This is a genomic window from Erythrobacter sp. Dej080120_24 (genome assembly GCF_036322605.1).
GTDB lineage: Bacteria > Pseudomonadota > Alphaproteobacteria > Sphingomonadales > Sphingomonadaceae > Erythrobacter > Erythrobacter aurantius.
On sequence record NZ_AP027262.1, the window covers coordinates 1,119,408 to 1,136,860 of the forward strand.

General features: G+C 60.8%; 13 protein-coding genes. 5 read left to right on the forward strand and 8 right to left on the reverse strand.

Features of this window, described 5'->3' with window-relative positions; all coding sequences use genetic code 11:
• Positions 1-21: 21 nt before the first annotated feature.
• Genes AABA34_RS05365 through AABA34_RS05375 form a run of 3 tightly spaced genes read right to left on the reverse strand, consistent with a single transcriptional unit; the run spans position 22 to position 3,246 of the window.
• Positions 22-1,251, reverse strand: coding sequence for a hypothetical protein (locus AABA34_RS05365; protein WP_338304216.1), 1,230 nt, complete (start codon positions 1,249-1,251; stop codon positions 22-24).
• Positions 1,241-2,254: an NAD-dependent epimerase/dehydratase family protein gene (locus AABA34_RS05370; RefSeq protein ID WP_338304217.1), complete on the reverse strand. Its 1,014-nt coding sequence runs from the start codon at positions 2,252-2,254 to the stop codon at positions 1,241-1,243. Before AABA34_RS05370 ends, AABA34_RS05365 begins: the two co-directional genes overlap by 11 nt.
• The gene (locus AABA34_RS05375) at positions 2,251-3,246 is read right to left on the reverse strand and encodes a 3-oxoacyl-[acyl-carrier-protein] synthase III C-terminal domain-containing protein (protein WP_338304218.1); all 996 of its coding nucleotides are present in this window, start codon (positions 3,244-3,246) and stop codon (positions 2,251-2,253) included. Before AABA34_RS05375 ends, AABA34_RS05370 begins: the two co-directional genes overlap by 4 nt.
• Before the next feature lie 101 nt (positions 3,247-3,347).
• Here AABA34_RS05375 and AABA34_RS05380 point away from each other — a divergent pair, with 101 nt between their 5' ends.
• Positions 3,348-3,962 (forward strand): TetR/AcrR family transcriptional regulator, encoded by a 615-nt coding sequence (locus tag AABA34_RS05380; RefSeq protein WP_338304219.1) that lies wholly within the window; start codon positions 3,348-3,350, stop codon positions 3,960-3,962.
• Between the two features lie 6 nt (positions 3,963-3,968).
• Here the strand turns inward: AABA34_RS05380 and AABA34_RS05385 are convergent, their stop codons facing one another.
• Genes AABA34_RS05385 through AABA34_RS05400 form a run of 4 tightly spaced genes read right to left on the reverse strand, consistent with a single transcriptional unit; the run spans position 3,969 to position 8,630 of the window.
• Positions 3,969-5,165 (reverse strand): ABC transporter permease, encoded by a 1,197-nt coding sequence (locus AABA34_RS05385; RefSeq protein ID WP_338304220.1) that lies wholly within the window; start codon positions 5,163-5,165, stop codon positions 3,969-3,971.
• Positions 5,165-5,887: an ABC transporter ATP-binding protein gene (locus tag AABA34_RS05390; protein ID WP_252260008.1), complete on the reverse strand. Its 723-nt coding sequence runs from the start codon at positions 5,885-5,887 to the stop codon at positions 5,165-5,167. The genes AABA34_RS05385 and AABA34_RS05390 overlap by 1 nt, the downstream gene beginning before the upstream one ends.
• Positions 5,884-7,194, reverse strand: a complete 1,311-nt coding sequence (locus AABA34_RS05395) for an efflux RND transporter periplasmic adaptor subunit (protein WP_338304221.1) — start codon at positions 7,192-7,194, stop codon at positions 5,884-5,886. Before AABA34_RS05395 ends, AABA34_RS05390 begins: the two co-directional genes overlap by 4 nt.
• Positions 7,191-8,630 carry an efflux transporter outer membrane subunit gene (locus AABA34_RS05400; RefSeq protein WP_338304222.1) on the reverse strand — a complete coding sequence of 480 codons (1,440 nt, stop codon included), beginning with the start codon at positions 8,628-8,630 and terminating at the stop codon, positions 7,191-7,193. The genes AABA34_RS05395 and AABA34_RS05400 overlap by 4 nt, the downstream gene beginning before the upstream one ends.
• Positions 8,631-8,916: 286 nt before the next feature.
• Here AABA34_RS05400 and AABA34_RS05405 point away from each other — a divergent pair, with 286 nt between their 5' ends.
• The 4 genes from AABA34_RS05405 (at position 8,917) to AABA34_RS05420 (ending at position 16,134) form a co-directional block, all read left to right on the forward strand.
• Positions 8,917-9,795 carry a LysR family transcriptional regulator gene (locus tag AABA34_RS05405; RefSeq protein WP_338304223.1) on the forward strand — a complete coding sequence of 293 codons (879 nt, stop codon included), beginning with the start codon at positions 8,917-8,919 and terminating at the stop codon, positions 9,793-9,795.
• A gap of 396 nt (positions 9,796-10,191) precedes the next feature.
• Positions 10,192-13,218, forward strand: a complete 3,027-nt coding sequence (locus tag AABA34_RS05410) for a TonB-dependent receptor domain-containing protein (RefSeq protein WP_338304224.1) — start codon at positions 10,192-10,194, stop codon at positions 13,216-13,218.
• Between the two features lie 154 nt (positions 13,219-13,372).
• Positions 13,373-14,515, forward strand: coding sequence for a M14 family metallopeptidase (locus tag AABA34_RS05415; protein WP_338304225.1), 1,143 nt, complete (start codon positions 13,373-13,375; stop codon positions 14,513-14,515).
• A gap of 41 nt (positions 14,516-14,556) precedes the next feature.
• Positions 14,557-16,134: an N-acyl-D-amino-acid deacylase family protein gene (locus tag AABA34_RS05420; RefSeq protein WP_338304226.1), complete on the forward strand. Its 1,578-nt coding sequence runs from the start codon at positions 14,557-14,559 to the stop codon at positions 16,132-16,134.
• On the opposite strand, the gene AABA34_RS05425 is transcribed toward AABA34_RS05420, so the two are convergent.
• Positions 16,131-17,336, reverse strand: a complete 1,206-nt coding sequence (locus tag AABA34_RS05425; protein ID WP_338304227.1) for an FAD-dependent oxidoreductase — start codon at positions 17,334-17,336, stop codon at positions 16,131-16,133. The two genes, AABA34_RS05420 and AABA34_RS05425, sit on opposite strands and share 4 nt — an antisense overlap.
• Positions 17,337-17,453 lie beyond the last annotated feature (117 nt).

The window sequence follows — 17,453 nt, forward strand, 5'->3', positions numbered from 1 at the left end:
GCGCCTGTGATCAAGACCGACCTAGTCGTCACGCCACACCACCTTGCGCCGCTTTGGCCCATCGTGACCGCCAAAATCGGGCCGGTGCGCCGTTTTGACGCGCGCCAGATCTTGCAGGCGTTCGACCGCCTTTTCTGCAAGATGGCTGGGTGCGTTGCTTCGCGTGCGCAGGGTAACGCTCCGACCGCCGGCAAAGGCTTGCCAATCGTGATCGCATCCCAGCACCGCTTCCACCGCCTCGATTACTTGTGGAGGTGTGACGGTGCGAACGGCGAACCGCCACAAGTCTTGTACGCGGCCCTGCGGCGGGCGAATGATGCGGCCGCCATATCCGCAGGGGCATGTGCCATCTTCAAGCTCGACATAATCGTCCAGACGCAGGCGGATGATCGGCTGGCTCAACCTGCGCAGGTCGCTGATGATCAGGCGAAATCCCTCAGTATCCGGAACAGGCTCGAACTCGAACTCGATCGCTTGTTCGTTGAGGTGAAGCTTGCCATGCCTGCAATCGGCAGCAAGGAATCCTTCGGTCGCCTGATAGATGCCGCGGGCGCGAAGCCCGAAGGCTTGCGCGATGCAATCCCGTTCGCATTCGCTCATAGGTTCGCTACCCCAGAACAGATGTTGCAGCGATGGCAGTCGGAGGCCCGACCGGGCAAAGTCGAGCAATCGGTGCGGCGGGGCGATCAGGATTGTGGGATCAAACCGGGCAAGCCGCTCGATTGTCTGATCGACCGGAGCGGCCAGCGGAAAATGCTGGAAGGCAAATCGGCTTGAGCCGACATCGCTGTAAAGCGCGTTTCCGGCGCGCAGGTGCAAGGCGAGCCTTTGTCGCTGTAGCAAAGCGCGGGCGGGCAGCAATCGGGCAAGGCTTTGCCCGATATAGTCAGCGCGTTCTGCCGCACTGGCCAGGAAAAGCCCGCGAGCGCCCCCGCCACTGCCGGTTGACCAACCTGCTGAAATCCTGCCGGTCGGACGCCCTTGCTCAGCCCGGTCAGCCAATACCGCAAGCGTTTCGTGATCGAGCCCAAGCGAATTCCACGCGCCGTAGTCCTCGCGGATTTCCCGAGGTTCGAGAACGGGGAAATCGGTGATCGGCTTGCCTGAGCAAGAGGCTAGCGCCGGGGTCCGGGCAAGTGCCGGCTGCAATTCTTGCCATTGGTTTGCGCGAGAGCGGGCCAGTTGCGCAGGTGACGCGCGCATCTGCCGCTTGGTGCGCAGCCACGATCCGGCGATCAGATCAGCTCTCATCGTCTTGAGGCGAAGCTTTGGCACACGCCTGTTGCAGCAGCGTGTCTGTCGCATCGTGCCGAGGTGAGTAGCCGAGCAACCGGTTCGCACCGCTCAGGTCGAAGGTTTGCGAATAGGCGAGGGTTGCAAAGGTATAGCGCGTCAGCACCGGCTCGCTCTCGCTTCGTGCAAGATGAGCGATGGTTTCGGCAGCATGGGCGATCGCTTTGGCCAAAGGGAGGGGGAGGTCGACCAGTTTCGGGCGTGCCCCCAATGCCGCGGCCAACCTTGTCGCGAGGTCGCGAACCTTGATCGGCTGACCTCCTGAAATGTTTATCGCATGTCCGCCTATGGTCTCGGCGCGCTGTTCCGCTTCGCAAATTGCCCATGCGGCATCGCGCAAGTCTGTCAGTTCGATCAAGGCCTGACCTCCGCCCGGCAGCGGCATTTTCCTGCGCCGCGCCAACTGAGCCAACTTCGGAAGGATCACGCGGTCGCCCTCTCCCACCAGTGCGCGAGGACGGATTGCGCAACAGCGCATCATCGGTGTCGAAGATGCTAGGACATGGCGCTCCGCCTGCAGCTTCGTCTCCGCATAGTAATTCAAAGGCTGTGATGCGGGCGGGTCATCCTCTGTGATTCCGACGCGATCTTCAAAACAGGCGTGGATCGAAGGGGAGGACACGAAGACGAACCTTGAGACGCCTGATTGTCTGGCCGCTTCGATCAGGCTCATTGTGACAGTCAGATTGGCGCTGACGAAATCATGGCGCGGCCCCCAGCTGGCAGAAAGCGCGGCGGCGTGGATCACGCTGTCGCAGCCTTCAAGCAAGGCAGGTATGTCGCTGCGCCCATCCTCCAGATCGCATCGGACGAAGCGGGCCCCGGCGTTCTCCAGTGCGGGTTGGCCATGTACTGATCGACCTGTCGCGGTCACTGTGTGGCCTCTGGCAACGGCTTCCCGCACTAGAGCCATGCCAAGGCCGCCGGTTGCGCCGGTGATCAGGATGTGGCGCGGAGTCAAATCCGGATCACCATTGCAGTCGCACTGATCCCGGCGGCCGTGCCGAGGAGCATGATTGTCGAGCCCGGTCGAACCGCTCCCGTTTCCAGGGCATGAGCCAGCACGGTCGGGATGGATGCCGCGATCTGATTACCTGTTCGCGGGAATATGTTGATCACACGGTCCGGTGTCGGCTCAAACAGGCGCCGGACGTGCTCTACTCCCGGTGCGCTGGCCTGATGGCAGATCACGCAATCGATCTGTTCGCGGTTTACACCGGCGTCATCCAATGCCTGCTCGATCACTCCGGGCAATGCCTTGGCTGCGGCCTTGAAGATCCCGAAGGCATCCATTTCGAAATAGGAGCCGGCGATCAGCGCATCGTACCCTTCGTTGACCCGGAGCCTTGTGCCGCCAGACCGCAATTGCGCGAGGCTGTGGTGCGCACCATTCGTTACGCTCGCGACTGACAGCATGCCTGATGCCTGATCCACGCAAGCTTCGATGGCGATCGCTGCAGCGCCATCGCCAAAGATTGAGCGGGTTTTCGGGTTGGCGGGATCAAGCCCGGCGGAAGCGATGTCGCTTGCGAAGATCAGCGCGCGTCTCCATCGGCCCGTGCTGATGCCCAGCGCGGCAACGTCCAGTGCGGCAACAAATGACAGGCAGGTCTGGTTGACGTCGAAGCAGGGCACGCCCGATTTGCCAAAGCCGAGGCGATCCTGAACCAGAGCCGCCGTCGAAGGTATGGGCTGTTCCATCACTCCACAGCCGCCAATGATCACGTCAGGCAACTCAGCGCCCCAGCCTGCGCGATCAAGCGCTTGCCTTGCGGCATCAGCTGCCATCATGCTGGTGGTTTCATCGGCTTGAGCAACGTGCCGCGAAACAATCCCGAATTCGCGTTCTGTCCAGCCCGGAGCATGGCCATGGCGAGCGTCCAGATCGCTCGACAACAGTGTCGTTCGAGGGAGGTGCGAGCCCCAGCCTGCAATTCTGAACGCACTGATCACCAGTCTGCCTCCAATCGATTCGCTATATCACTGTCACATAATTGAGCGGTGTTCAATTAATAAATAGACAATGTTCAATTTATCGCTTATCCACCATCTTCATGGGAAGACGTTCCGATCATTCACCTGAGGATTTGCGTGAACTGCTTGTGTCATGCGGACACGAACTGATGGCAGAACGCGGCTTCGCGCGATTTTCTGCAAGAGAAGCGGCGCGGCGAGCAGGTTACTCCGTTGGGACGATTTACAACGTGTTCGGCCAACTCGACAGCTATCTGCTGGCGATCAACAGCCGGACATTCAGGGAATGGGCTAGTTCGCTCGAATCCGCGCTTGAAGCGGCTCCGGCAGATCGGGCAGGTCGGATCGAAGCTCTGGTGCGTGCCTATTTCGACTTTGCGGACAAGAATCGGAACGCCTGGATGGCGATCTATGATCACCGGATCGACAAATCGGTGGCTATTGCGCCAGAGGATGAGGCGGCGCGGGATGCCTTGACCGGAATAGTCGATCGCGAAGTCGCTGCGACGCTGGACTTCGCCGACCGAGTGGACACAAGGAGCCTTGTGCGTTCATTGATTGCGACGGTTCACGGGCATTGCGCGCTCTGGCTTTCAGGCAGTTTTGCAATGCTGCGCGAAGAGGATCCCGCAGGCCTCGCGATTGCGCGAGTGCTCGAAATCATGACTTACCACCTTGGCCACGGGGCAAGTTGAATTAGGCTACTCGTGCCGCAAGGCATCAATCGGATCGAGTTGCGACGCGCGGCGCGCCGGATAGTATCCGAAAACGATCCCCATGCCGGATGCGAACAGGAAGCTGATGACGTTCACCATGGGATCAAAGACAAAGGGCACGTCGATCAGCCCGGCAATCAGGACTGATGCGCCGAATGCGAGCAGCAGGCCGACAATCCCCCCGAATGCGCACAAGACAACCGCTTCCGTCAGGAACTGGAGCCGCACTTCGCGTGCCAGCGCCCCGATTGCCAAACGGATGCCGATCTCGCGCGTCCTCTCCGTGACTGAAACCAGCATGATGTTCATGATGCCTATGCCGCCGACCAGAAGGCTGATCGAAGCAATCACTGCGACCATCGCGGTAAGCGCGCCTGTGACCGCGCCCAAGGCATCGTTGACCTGAGCGGTGTCGATGATGTTGAAGTCGTTGGGTTCGTCGCCTTGCAACAGACGCCGCTCGCGCAGAAGATCGACAAGCGAGTCCTGAATGACAGTTGCGGAATAGGCGGTGTCGTAACGCAGCACGAAGTAATCGAGTGAGTCATCGCCTCTGAAACGCCGTTGAACGGTCTTCAGCGGCATCATCACCGTATCGTCATCATCAGCGCCGCCGCCGCCCTGGCCGCGTTCCTCCAGCACGCCGATGACGGTGCAGGGCACCTCGCCAAGCCGCATTTCCTCACCAACAGGACTGACATCCGGCAAGAAGATGGCCTCGCGAACCTTCGGGCCAAGCAGGCAGACGTTCTGGCCTGCGGTTTCCTCGCTTTCGGTGAATGGCCGCCCTTCGACCACTTCGATTGATTGGGCATTGAGGAAATCCCGGTTCGCCCCGGTCACGCGCGTGTCCCAGTCCTGCCCGTTGTAGAAAGCTGTCGCGCTTGCGCCGACATTCCCGGCTGCGACTTCGACACCGGCAATCTGTTGTTCCACAGCCTGCACATCGTCGAGCTCGAACCGCCGGATTGCCCCGCGATCGGTGCGCACCGGAAAGACGATGAAGTTGCTCGCGCCGAGCGAGGATATTTCTTCCTGTACCGATGCCGTCACGCCGTTGCCCAACGTCACCATGGTCACCACTGCTGCGACACCGATGATGATCCCCAGCGTGGTGAGGATCGACCGCATCAAGTGACGCCGGATTTCACGTAGCGCGAGGAGAAAGGTTGCTCCCAGCATCAGGCCTGTGCCTCCATTCCATCGAGGCTGCGCGCCCCGCGTTCGGTCCGCTCAACCAGACCATCGCGGAAATGGATCACGGTCTTCGCGTAAGCCGCCATTTCCTCTTCATGTGTCACCATGATCACCGTGATGCCGTCGGAATTCAGTTTGCGCATCAGTTCCATGATCTCGATAGACCGTTCGGTGTCGAGATTGCCGGTCGGTTCGTCAGCGAGCAGCACGTCAGGCCCGGACACGAGCGCGCGGGCGATGGCAACGCGCTGCTGCTGCCCGCCGGATAGTTCCGCCGGAGTGTGCGAGGCCCATGGAGCCAGCCCGACTTGGTCGAGCGCATGCATGGCCGCTTCGCGCCGGACGCTTTTCTTCTCACCGCGATACAATAACGGCAGCTCGACATTCTCAAGCGCCGTCGTGCGTGAAAGCAGGTTGAAGCCCTGAAAGACGAAACCGAGGTACTTGCGCCGCAACAGGCTGCGCTGGTCACGGTCCATTTTCTGGACCTCGACCCCGCGAAAACGAAACACTCCCCCTGTCGGCACATCAAGACAGCCGAGGATGTTCATCGTCGTCGACTTGCCTGAGCCAGACGGTCCCATGATCGCCACGAACTGACCACGATCGATCGTCAGGTCGACACCCTTCAACGCCTGGAACGCCGCCGGGCCGGTTCCGAAGACCTTGGTTATGCCTTCAAGTTCGATCAGGGGTGGTTCGCTCATCCGCCCTGAGCCTTCACGCCGGTCACGACTTTCATGCCCGGTTCGAGATCTTCAGATTCGACTGCCGTCATCCGCCCGTCGCTGCGACCGGTAACCACGTCGATTGCTTTCAGCATACCATCGGCCTGAAGAACCTGAACCTTTTGACGGCTGCCCACACCGATCGTCGCTTCCTGTTCCTGCTGTTCAAGCCCGAACCGGACGCCAAAACCGCCTCCTTCGCTCTCGGCTTGCTCAGCCGGACGGTAACGCAGCGCGGCATTGGGAACGAGCAACATCTTGCCCGTCGACTGGGTGGATATCGTGGCAGTCGCAGTCATGCCAGGGCGGAGCAGCCCTTCGTCGTTCTCGACGATCAGCCGCGCTTCATAGCTGACTACCGAGGCGCCGGCCGCAGCGGCTGCTCCGGCCTGTTCATTGACGGTATTGCCCGAAGCAAGGTCTACCCGTTCAAGCGTGGCGGGGAACCGCCTGCCGGGATAGGCATCGACCGTGAAGGTCGCTTTCTGTCCGGCTTCGACCTGTCCGACATCCGCTTCGTCGATCGAGACGCGCAGTTGCATGGAAGACAGGTCCTCCGCGATCACGAACAGCGTGACGGTATTGAAAGCGGCGACAACCGTCTGTCCGACTTCGATCTGCCTCGCGAGCACCACGCCCGTTACCGGCGCCCGGATGACGGCACGGCTGCGGGTTGTCAGGTTGGCGCCCAAGGTCGCCTGAGCGGCATCGATATTTGCACGCGCCGAAGCAATCGACGCGCGATCGCGGGCTACGGCCGCCTCGGCCTGATCAAGCTCGATCAATGACGGCACCCGACCGCCTGAAAGCTCGCGCACTTCCTTGAAGCGGACAAGCTGGGCGTTGCTTGCCTCGAGCGCGGCCTGCGCCTGGACGAGGCTGGCCCTAGCAGCATTGAGATTGGCGCGAGCCTGAGCGATCTGCTGATCGATGATCTCGGTGTTGATGACCGCGATCACTTGCCCTTTTGTCACCCGGTCATTCACATCGACCAGAACCTGATCGACCGGGCCGGTGACTTCCGCGCCCACCGTGACCTGATTGGTGGGACGCAGATTGCCCGTCGCTGTCACAGTGAGATCGAGCGATTTCTCCGTCACCTCTTCGGTGATGTAGCTGGGTTCATCCTTGCCCCCTGCACATGTCGATACTGCCAAAATCAGGATCAGGATGATCAGGGCCGGGAGCCAGAACTTCATCCAGCGGCGCCAGCGCGGACGCTCCTTCACGCCGAGAAATTCCTCGACGCTTGCTTCCCCATCGGGCGTTGTCGCCGTTTCATTCATTGCCCGTCATTCCCTGTTTGAAGATTATCGCTCTCGGCCATGCGCCAACCGCCGCCCATGGCCCGCGCCAGCCTGACAAATGCCGTGGCTCGCGCAGCTTCCGCCGCAATCTGTGAAGTCTGAGCGCCAAGCAGCGCGCTTTCGACATTGAGCAGGACCTGAAAGTCGATCAGCCCTGCCTGGTACTGGCTGCGCCCAAGGATGGCGGCGTTGCGCGCACCATCGCTCGCTTCGATCAGCGCCTCAACACGGCGATTGCTTGCTTCCAGATCGACCGAGGCGGTTTCCACTTCTTCGAGCGCGGAAAGGATCGATTGCTGCCACGCCGCCAGCGATCCTTCCGATACTGCTCGCGAGGCATCTATCCTTGCCCGGGTGCGCCCGGCATCGAACAAAAGCTGCGATACATTGGCGAATACGTTGCCGGTGATGATTTCGAACAGGTTTTCGATTCCGAACGACGATGTGCCGACAGTGCCGGAAAGCCGAGCCAGCGGATAAAGCTGGGTCCGGGCAACGCCAAGCCGTTCAAGATCGCCTGCCAACCGTGCTTCGGCCGCGCTGACATCGGGTCGCATCCGCAAGATGTCGGCAGGAGCGGTAATGGCAATGTCGGATGGCGGGGTGGGGACCGATTGGGGCGCGGCGAGAAGCTTGCGGTAAACCTCTCCCGGTGGCTCGCCGATCAGCGTCGAAATCACGTTCGCGGTTGCCACCAGATCGCTCTCGAACTGTGGGATCGAGGCCGCCGTTTGCGCCCGTTGCGTGCGGGCCTGTTCGACATCGAGGCTTGACACCAGCCCCGCCTGATTGCGCCACATGGCAATCTGCAGATTGTCGTCCTGATTGGCGAGCGAGGCCTTGGCTATTTCCAGCTGTGCCGCAATTGATCTTGCGGTGATTGTCTGAGTGGCGACTGTCGCTACAATGACGCGTTCGACATCGGATGCGGTAAATCCCGCCGCCTCCAGATCGGCGCGGGAAGCGTTGATCGAAGAACTGATGCGTCCGAACAGATCCATTTCCCACGACACATCCGCGCCGAGCGAGAACTGGAATTCCTCGACCGCCAGATCGCCGACATCGCGGCCTACCCCGCCACTGGCGGATGCAGAGGGAAGTCGTGCGCCGCGTGCTTCGCGCAAGCCAGCTTCGGCAGCGCGCAATTGCGCCGCTGCCTGAGCGATGTCGAGGTTTTGCGCGCGCGCCTTCGCAACGAATTCATCGATCAGAGGATCGCCAAGCAGTTGCCAATACGAAGCCATCGCGATCTGCTGCCCCTCGGCTTCAGCGAAAGACCAGCGATCGGGCAGCGGCACTGCCTGCTCGAGGCGAGGGGGCTCCTGTCCCGGCAGCGCGCAGCCTTGCAGACCGGCAAGGCTAATCAGCGGCAGCGCCGCGAATGCGGCTTTCTTGCGTATATTCAACGCCGACATGCGACCCCCTGTGCTTCTGCCAGAACCCTTTCAGCCCACCTTGGCATGCCAAGCGAATTAGGCAATCCCGAACCCGGTCGTTCGCCGAAGTCTGTCTCACGCTGATCGAGTTGGGGGCGGCTCCTCCCCGCAAAGCATTGTCGGGAAACACGCAATTCAAAAGGCATTGGACTTATATAACGCGATCTGCGGCGATTGATGCCGTCGGAAGTCTTCCCGGCGCCCCTGACATCATTATTGATCGCAGCCATCTTTCGCTTTCTTCGGGATGCTGTAATTAGCGCGCATGCGGCTGCGCCAGATCGAAGTCTTCTACCATGTTTATCGAGAGGGCTCGATCAGCGCTGCGGCGCGCAAGCTCTATGTGTCGCAGCCGTCTGTCAGCAAGGTCCTGCGGCATGCGGAGGACCAGCTCGGGTTCTCGCTGTTCGAACGGCGCAAGGGGCGGCTCTATCCGACAGAGGCGGCCAAGGAGCTGTTTCGCGGTGTCAGCGACATCTATGACCGGGTCGGCGCGCTTGATCGGACGGCGGGCAATATCCGCAATCGCAAGGGCGGACATCTCAGGCTCGGAGTCCTGCCTTCGCTCGGGTTTGCAATTGCGCCGCCATTGGTCGCAGCCATGCGGCGCACGCATCCGCATATCACCTTTGACCTGGCCACAATCCACACCGACGAAGTGACCCCGGCGCTCCTCGAAAAGCGGTTCGACCTGTGCATTGGCTTCGATAATGAATTTGATTTGCGGCTAAGGTGCCGGACGATCAATGCCGTCAGCCTCGTTGTGCTTGCTCCGCCCGGCGTTTTTCCCGATGATATCGATTGTCTGGAGCCGCATGTCCTTGAAGGGCGTGAGATGATTGGCCTGCGCGACAGTGGGCCGGTTGCCGACCGGATTTACGACTATCTGGAGCAGGTCGGCGTGGAACCGCGTGTGGCGATCTCTGCCCAGACTTATTACATTGCGGCAGAGCTTGCGAAGCTTGGCGCAGGTCTTGCCATCGTGGACGGTTTTACCGCGAGGCGGTTTGCCGGACCTGACCTGAAGGCCTACTCCCTAATGGGAGCGCCAACCTTGCCCTTTGTAACGGTCACGCTGGCCGATGCGGAGGATACCGCATTGGTCGAAGCGAGCCACGAGATGATGGTCGAACTGTTCGCCTGACGCGCTTCCTGCACAGGCGCAAGACCGGAAAATCTGCAGAAAATCCAGCACACGAGCGAGGCCGCCGCGCTGCGCGATTAGACTCGCCGGCACCGTGCCGGTTGTCGGCGCCGGCTGGTGAGCGCGGTATTCCTTGCCTAAATCCATAACGTAAAGCTATGACCCTTTAAGGACAATGTGTGGCAACTCTGTTGCGCATTTTTCCCTTTTGAAGTCTAAACATATCAAGTTTGCTCGTGTTGCCGCAGGGGAATGGCCGCACGAACATCGCATGATCGCAAGGGGCAAGACATGACAAACGGATCGCGGATTTTCACGCTGCTAGGCGCTTCGGTTATAGCTTTGGCGAGTACGGGGGCTAATGCCCAACAGGCCGAGGGTGAGCAGGCGTCTCCCTTGACAGCGCAGCAGGAACGCCGCGCAGCCGAAGAAGGACCCGTGATTGTCGTTACCGGCACCCAGATTCAGGGGGCCAAGGTGGATGATGTGTTGCCAGTGACGATTGTGGGCGAGGAACTGATCGAAAGCATCGATCCAGCGTCCGGCGACGAACTCTTCCGGGCGATCCCGCAGGCTGGTTCGGTGGAGTTCAACGAACAGAACACGTCGGGCGGCGTGAATGGCGCGCGCGGAGATATCGCATCGATTAACCTGCGCGGGCTTGGCACCGGCAACACGCTGCTGCTCATCAACGGACGCCGGATGCTCAACAATCCCGGCTTCCAGACCGAATTGTTTGTCCCGGTGGTATCACCCGACACTAATACGATCGCACCGGGCAGCATTCGCCGGGTCGAAGTGCTGCGCGATGGTGCTTCCGCCGTTTATGGAGCGGACGCGGTGGCGGGCGTGGTCAACACCATCCTGCGCGGCAACCGCGATGGCGGATATCTCAGGGCCAACTATCGCGCCTCTGACGGCACCGGCCTCTACAGCTACCAACTCGACGGAGGGCTCGGTTTCGATTTCGCTGACGGACGCGCCAACTTCACCATTTACGGCGGCTATTTCTACGAAAACGGCATGCGCGCCACCGAGCGCGACTACGCCGCATCTAGCGATCTTCGTCCGTTCCTTGTCGGCACCGATTTCGAAGGTGATACCCAATTCGACAACCGCTCGATCAATTCGGCGTGGGGCGCTTTCGACATCCAGGGGTCGAGCGCCACTTCGTCGCGGACCACCGTGCTGCGCGACGACGACTTTAATCTGAAGCCCTGCTCGTTCTTCGGCCCCTCGGGCCAGCCCAGCGACGGTCGCTTCCTTGATCTGGGCAACGGTATTTGCGCCGACAACGGGGGCACGATCGACAGGAGCCTCAGGCACGATATCGGAGCCGATCGGTTCCTGTTCTCGCAAAAGGAACGGATCAACGTCCAAACCTTGTTCAATTACGAATTGAGCGACGCGGCGGAATTCTATTTCGAAGGTTCCTACTATCGGTCCGAAAGTTTCCGCGAACGTGAGGCCAGCACCATGCTGTCGGCAGTTCCAATCGGGATCGAAGCCACGGCATTCTGGAACCCGCTCGGCGCGACGACACTTGCCGATGGATCGCCCAACCCGAACCGCATTACGAATGGCCTGGGCCCGAACGTGACCGATGACGGTCGCGCGCTCCTGATGGAAGACTACCGCTTCATCGATGCGGGTCCGCGCCTCGGCTCTGTGACGAAGGATGAATTCCGCTTGGTCGCAGGACTGCGCGGCGAGTTTGGCGGATGGGATTACGACACCGGCTTCCTCTATGCGCAGGCCAATACGACCGACCTGACGCGCAACCGTGTATCCAATACTCTGCTGCAAGATGCGATCAATCGTCGCGATGCCAGCGCGTACAATCCTTTCAATGGCGGCTGTGTGCCAAACGGAAATGTGGGAGCCATCCAACGCGATTGCACACCCAATCCGCAGTCGGTGATCGACTCGATCACGATCGACGTTTTCCGCGAAGGCGAGACCACGTTGGCGCTGGCGGACTTCAAGGTTTCGCGTCCCGACCTGTTCGAAATGCCTGCCGGAGGCGTTGGCATTGCCGCGGGGGTCGAGTTCCGCCGCGAAACCTTCGAGGATGATCGCGATCCGCGCCTTGATGGCACGATCACTTTCACCAACGCTGTGAATGGCGACTTCTTCGGTTCGGACGTGCTCGGATCCAGCCCTTCGCCTGACACCAGCGGCAGCCGCGAAGTCTATTCGGCCTTTGCCGAAGCGCTGATCCCGCTCGTTTCCGATGACATGGATATCCCGCTAATCAACGAGCTGGAACTGCAACTTGCCGCCCGATTCGAGGATTTCTCGGATTCCTCCAGCGCATTTGTGCCGCGTGCCGCGCTCGCATGGCGACCGGTCCGCGATATCCTGCTGCGCGGGGCTTGGTCGCAAGGGTTCCGTGCTCCCAACCTGGTGCAGGTCAACGACCAGGGTACCACCCGCTCGAACTCGATCACGCATGTGGTCGAGTGCGTTGCCGAGATCATCAAGGGGATTGAGGACAACGTCGATGACTGCGGCACTGTCGGCACGATCGATTTCCGCGAGGGCGGTCGCGATCTTGAACCGGAGGACACCGAAAGCATCAACTTCGGTGTGGTGCTGACCCCCAGCTTCATTCCCGGTCTGACGATCACCGCCGACTATTGGCAGGTCAAGCAGGAAGGGCTGGTCGGAATTTTCGGCAGCGAGAACAACCTGCTGCTCGACCTGCTGCTGCGGTTCAGCGGCGAGACCAATCCCAATGTCATTCGCGACGCGCCGACGGCCGATCAGATCGCGCTGTATGACGGTACGGGGATTCTCCCCGCTGGCGACATCCAGCAAATCCTCAACCCCTATCGCAACTTGGACGAGCGGACATCGGAAGGGGTCGATTTCAGCGTCATGTATGAATTCGACACCAGCTTTGGTGCCTTCGATGTCCAGGTGAATGCCGCACGTCTGATCGGCTTCGATCAATCGGCAGGCCCGATCGCCGACAGGCTGTTCAATGAACTGACGCCTATTCTGCAGCAGATTCCCGAGCTTTCGACAGCGGATGTGGGTGCGCTTCAGCCGTTCGGCTTTGGGGAATTGCTGGAGATCGACGGGCGTCCCAAATGGCGCTTCAGCGCGGCGGCAGGCTGGGAAAGCGGGCCAGTTCGGGTCAATCTGTTCGGTCGCTATGTCGGCCAGGTTTTCGATCCCAGCGGTACGCAGGACGATACGCTGGCGTTCTTCCGGGTGGATGACTGGTTCACGATGAATTTCGGCATCAGCTACACGATCGAGAACGACACCGCGCTTGACGGAACGCGCTTGCGCTTCGGCATCAACAACCTGCTCGACGAAGACCCGCCGCTCGCGGATGAAAGCTATGGCTTCTACGGCAGCCTGCATAGCGCGCGCGGACGGCAATTCTCGTTCGACATTCGCAAGAATTTCTGATCGATATGACAAGGTCGGGGGTGCGCCTCCCGGCCTTGAAACCCCGGTCTGATGAAGGGAGCAGGGGCATATGCACTTGCGAGTGATTTCTGCCGCCTTGTGTGCGGTCTTGGCTGCTGTCTCCGCTGGGGCCTCCGCAAACTATGCAGCCCCTGTGTCGCAGGATGATCTGACCTGCGAAACGAACATTGCGCGCATCGATCAGGACTTTCCCGCCGGGGCTTTTTCGCGCTGCGAAACGCCGGGGAAACGCCGCTTTGCCATCACGATCGCACCGGAAGACCAAGGCGATATCAATTGCAGCGCGTGGTACGCGTTCAGGGTAACGCCAACGCGGCGCGCCCGGATCACGATCGATCTTGATTATGAAACCTGCGGGCACCGATACTGGCCCAAGACCAGCAACGATGGCGTGAACTGGACTCCGGTATCGCCCGATCAGGTCAAAATCTCGGGAGAGCGCGGCGACAGGAGCGCGAGCATCACCCTGCGCATCGGCGACCAACCGCTTTTCGTAGCCGGTCAGGAAATACTCCCGCCATCGGTCTATGACGCTTGGCTGGACGGGTTTGGGGACAAACCCTTCCTCGCCAGAAGCCTGCTGGGCCGTTCGGCAGAGGGGCGCGAGATCGAAATGGTCAGGATGGCGGGGGAAACCACCGGCCAGCGCGAGACAGTGGTGTTGATCGGGCGTCAGCATCCGCCGGAGGTTACGGGGGCGTTCGCCATGTTCGCCTTCGTCGAAACACTGGCGGAAGACAGTGCCTTGGCGCAGGCCTATCGTGCGCGGTTCGAGACGCTGATCGTTCCATTGCTTAATCCGGACGGCGTGGTGAAAGGCCATTGGCGTCACAACACCGGCGGAGTCGACTTGAACCGTGACTGGGGTCCTTTCACCCAGCCTGAAACGCAGCTGATGCAGGGCCTTCTCGATACCGTCGCAGCCGATCCCGCTCGCGATCTGCGCGTGCTGATCGATTTTCATTCGACCAATCGGGATGTGTTTTACACCATCCCCGACGAACTGCCGACCGACCCCGAACTGTTCACGCGCAAGTGGCTTGATCTCTATCAGGAACGGATGCCGGGATATGAGGTGGAACGCGACGCGCGGCACGAAGTCGGGCGACCGATCTCAAAGGCGTACACTTACGACACCTATGGCGCGCCGGGGATCACCTTTGAAATCGGCGACGAGACCGATCGGGAATTAATCAGGCGGATCGGGCGTGAAGCTGCGATTGCTATGATGGTGACCATGCTGGAAACGCGGCTTCCGGCGCCTGCTGACGAATGAGGTGCCCTTCCGGCTTGTCGGCGGCTGTGCTTGCGACGGTGATGCTAGCTTCTTCCGGGTGTCGCGGCGTCGACGATTTAGCGATTACTACCCCCGCAGAGCCGACCGAGGTCGACACCATTATCGCGGGCGGAATGGTGTTTGATGGCACCGGCGCGACGGGACGATCTATCGACATCGCCATTCTTGATGATCGCATTGTCTATGTCGGTGAGGATGCCGATGCGCGGTTCCGGGCACGCAACACCATTGATGCAGTCGGACTGGTCGTCGCGCCCGGTTTTATCGATCCGCACACCCATGCCGACACTGATCTCGTGTCCTCGGATGCGGATCGCCGCGCAAACAAGGCCTATGCCTTTCAGGGGGTTACGACCGTTCTGGTCGGCAATGACGGCTTTGGCAACTACCGTATTGCCGACATGGCGTCTGCGGCGATTGAGAGCGGGATCGGTACCAATGCCGCGTGGCTCGTGGGTTTCGGAGCGGTGCGCGAGGAGGTGCTGGGAAGGGTTGACCGGGAGCCTGACGCTGCTGAACTGGCACAGATGGGCGCTTTGACCCGGCAGGCGATGTGTGAAGGGGCCTGGGGGTTTTCGACCGGGCTGTATTACGTCCCGCAGAATTTCGCGAAGACCGAAGAGGTCGTCGCGCTGGCCCGCATCGCTACCGAATTCGGCGGCTATTATGACACCCATATGCGAGACGAGAGCACTTACAATGTCACCGTTACCGGGGCGCTCGCGGAAACGCTGCAGATTGGCCGTGAAGCCGGGCTGCCTGTGCACATCGCGCATATCAAGGCGCTTGGCCCGGCGGTGTGGGGCCATAGCGAGCGGATGATCGCCATGATCGAGGAAGCGCAGGCCAGCGGGCAGCGCGTCAGCGCCGATCAATATCCGTGGGAAGCCTCCGGCACGCGCATTTCCAACGCTCTTGTGCCGCGTTGGGCGCTGGAGGGAGGGCTTGAAGCCTTGCGCGAGCGCTTGGCCAAGCCGGAGCAGAGACTGGCCATCAGGCAGGGCATTGAGGAAGCGATCGAGCGGCGTGGCGGTGCGGATCGGTTGCTGGTGACCGGTGCACTCGGGGAAGTGGAAGTCGAAACCGGCAAGACGCTGGAGCAATTGGCTCGCGATCAGGGCATTGCCCCGGCTGATGCGGCTATAGCCGTGCTGCGAACCGGCGATGCTAGGCTGGCATCGTTCAATATGAACCCTGATGACATCGCCGCTTTTGCTGCGCGCGAATGGGTCGTCACCGGCTCTGACGGATCGACCGGACACCCGCGTAAATACGCGAGCTTCCCCAAGGCCTATCGCGATCTGGTGGCTGACGGCGGCGTTATGGACATGGCCCGCTTTGTCCGGCGCAGCAGCGGACAAACGGCGGATATCATCGGACTGCAAGGGCGAGGGTATCTGAAGCCGGGATACTTTGCCGATGTCGTGGTGCTCGATCCAGAAAGCTTTGCGCCTCGCGCCACCTACTCGGCGCCGGAGGAGCTTTCGAGCGGGGTTGTCCATTTGCTGGTCAATGGCGAAGTGGTGATCCGAGGTGGGGCACACACGGGGCAACTGCCCGGTAGGCCGCTGCTCAAACCCGCAAGCTGCGCCTCCTAGGCATCCAGCAGCTTTGCCAGCCTATCCCCAGACCCCATCGCCAACGTCCAGCCCAGTGCTCCGTGACCGGTGTTGATCGCGATTGAATTGCTGGCGCGCTTGATGATCGGTTTTGTATCGGGTGTGGCGGGCCTGATCCCGGTCCAGAAATGTCCGGCGCGTTGGTAATCGCCGCCTTCAGGCATGCAATCCTGCGCCGCATCCACCATCCACTCCATCCTTAGCGGATCGATCGTGGTGGTGGCATTGCCCAGCTCTGCAATCCCGGCGACCCGCATCCGGTCCCCCAGATGGGTAAAGACGATCCGGCGCTTTCCGTCCGTCACCGAAATGCGCGGTGACCCATCCACCAGCGGCATCTCGAAGGAATAGCCCTTCATCGGCTGGATCGCCTGTTTGTGGCCCAGAGGCGCGAGCAGGCGATTGCTCCATGTCCCCGTCGCCATCACGGCAACATCGCCGCGCAATTCTTCGCCCGTGGCAAGTGTCACCACCGCCTCTGCACGTTTGTCAGCCAGATCGGCGACTTCGGCATTGAACCGCATCGCGACCCCGTATTCGCGCGAAAGAATGCCTTTCATCGCGCGGCAGAACAGCAGCGGGTCGCCCACCACTTCGGCCGGGGTCGATATTGCCGCGATGGCAGTGGGATCAAGATTGCCGAGCGCCGGATCAAGCTGGCGCAGTTCCTCACGCGGGAGGATGTCCTGTTCAACCCTTTTCGTCCGCTTGAGATCGCGCACCATGCGCGCCCGGTCGATTTCCGCCTGCGAATAGAGCAGGTGGATCTTGCCGGCAACGCGGTGCGAAAATTCGATTTGATGCTGATCGCAAAGCGCATCCATCGCATCGCGCGATTGCAGGGCAAGTTCGAGGATATCCAGCGTGTTCCTGCGAAACCGGGCTGCCGTGCAATTGCGTGCAAACCGGGCAAGCCACATCAGGTAATCGGGGGCGAAGCCGATGCCGAAACTGACTCCGCCCTTGCCGCCCATGATCCGGGGAAGCGCCGCCATGGTGGCAGGGCTGCCCAAGGCATCAGTGTAGCAATAACTGAGCTGAGCGCCGTTTGCTTGGCTGGTGCCCATTGCCGGGCCCGCTTCGCGGTCGAGCAGGGTTACGCTCCACCCCCGGCGTGCCAGTGCATAGGCGGAAGCGACGCCGATCACACCGGCTCCGATCACGATTGCTGTGCGTGTCACCCTGTGGCCTTGTTCCCGTTCACAAAAGTGCAGCTTGCCGTGTTCAGTGCGTTTACACCATGAACGATTGACGCGGTCACCATAAATGCGATCTATGGTGAAAAGGACAGGGCGAGG

Coding starts and splice junctions, on each gene's coding strand:
- AABA34_RS05365 (WP_338304216.1), bottom strand. CDS start 1,251: ATGAGAGCTGATCTGATCGCCGGATCGTGGCTGCGCACCAAGCGGCAG.
- AABA34_RS05380 (WP_338304219.1), top strand. CDS start 3,348: ATGGGAAGACGTTCCGATCATTCACCTGAGGATTTGCGTGAACTGCTT.
- AABA34_RS05385 (WP_338304220.1), bottom strand. CDS start 5,165: ATGCTGGGAGCAACCTTTCTCCTCGCGCTACGTGAAATCCGGCGTCAC.
- AABA34_RS05390 (WP_252260008.1), bottom strand. CDS start 5,887: ATGAGCGAACCACCCCTGATCGAACTTGAAGGCATAACCAAGGTCTTC.
- AABA34_RS05395 (WP_338304221.1), bottom strand. CDS start 7,194: ATGAATGAAACGGCGACAACGCCCGATGGGGAAGCAAGCGTCGAGGAA.
- AABA34_RS05400 (WP_338304222.1), bottom strand. CDS start 8,630: ATGTCGGCGTTGAATATACGCAAGAAAGCCGCATTCGCGGCGCTGCCG.
- AABA34_RS05405 (WP_338304223.1), top strand. CDS start 8,917: ATGCGGCTGCGCCAGATCGAAGTCTTCTACCATGTTTATCGAGAGGGC.
- AABA34_RS05420 (WP_338304226.1), top strand. CDS start 14,557: ATGCTAGCTTCTTCCGGGTGTCGCGGCGTCGACGATTTAGCGATTACT.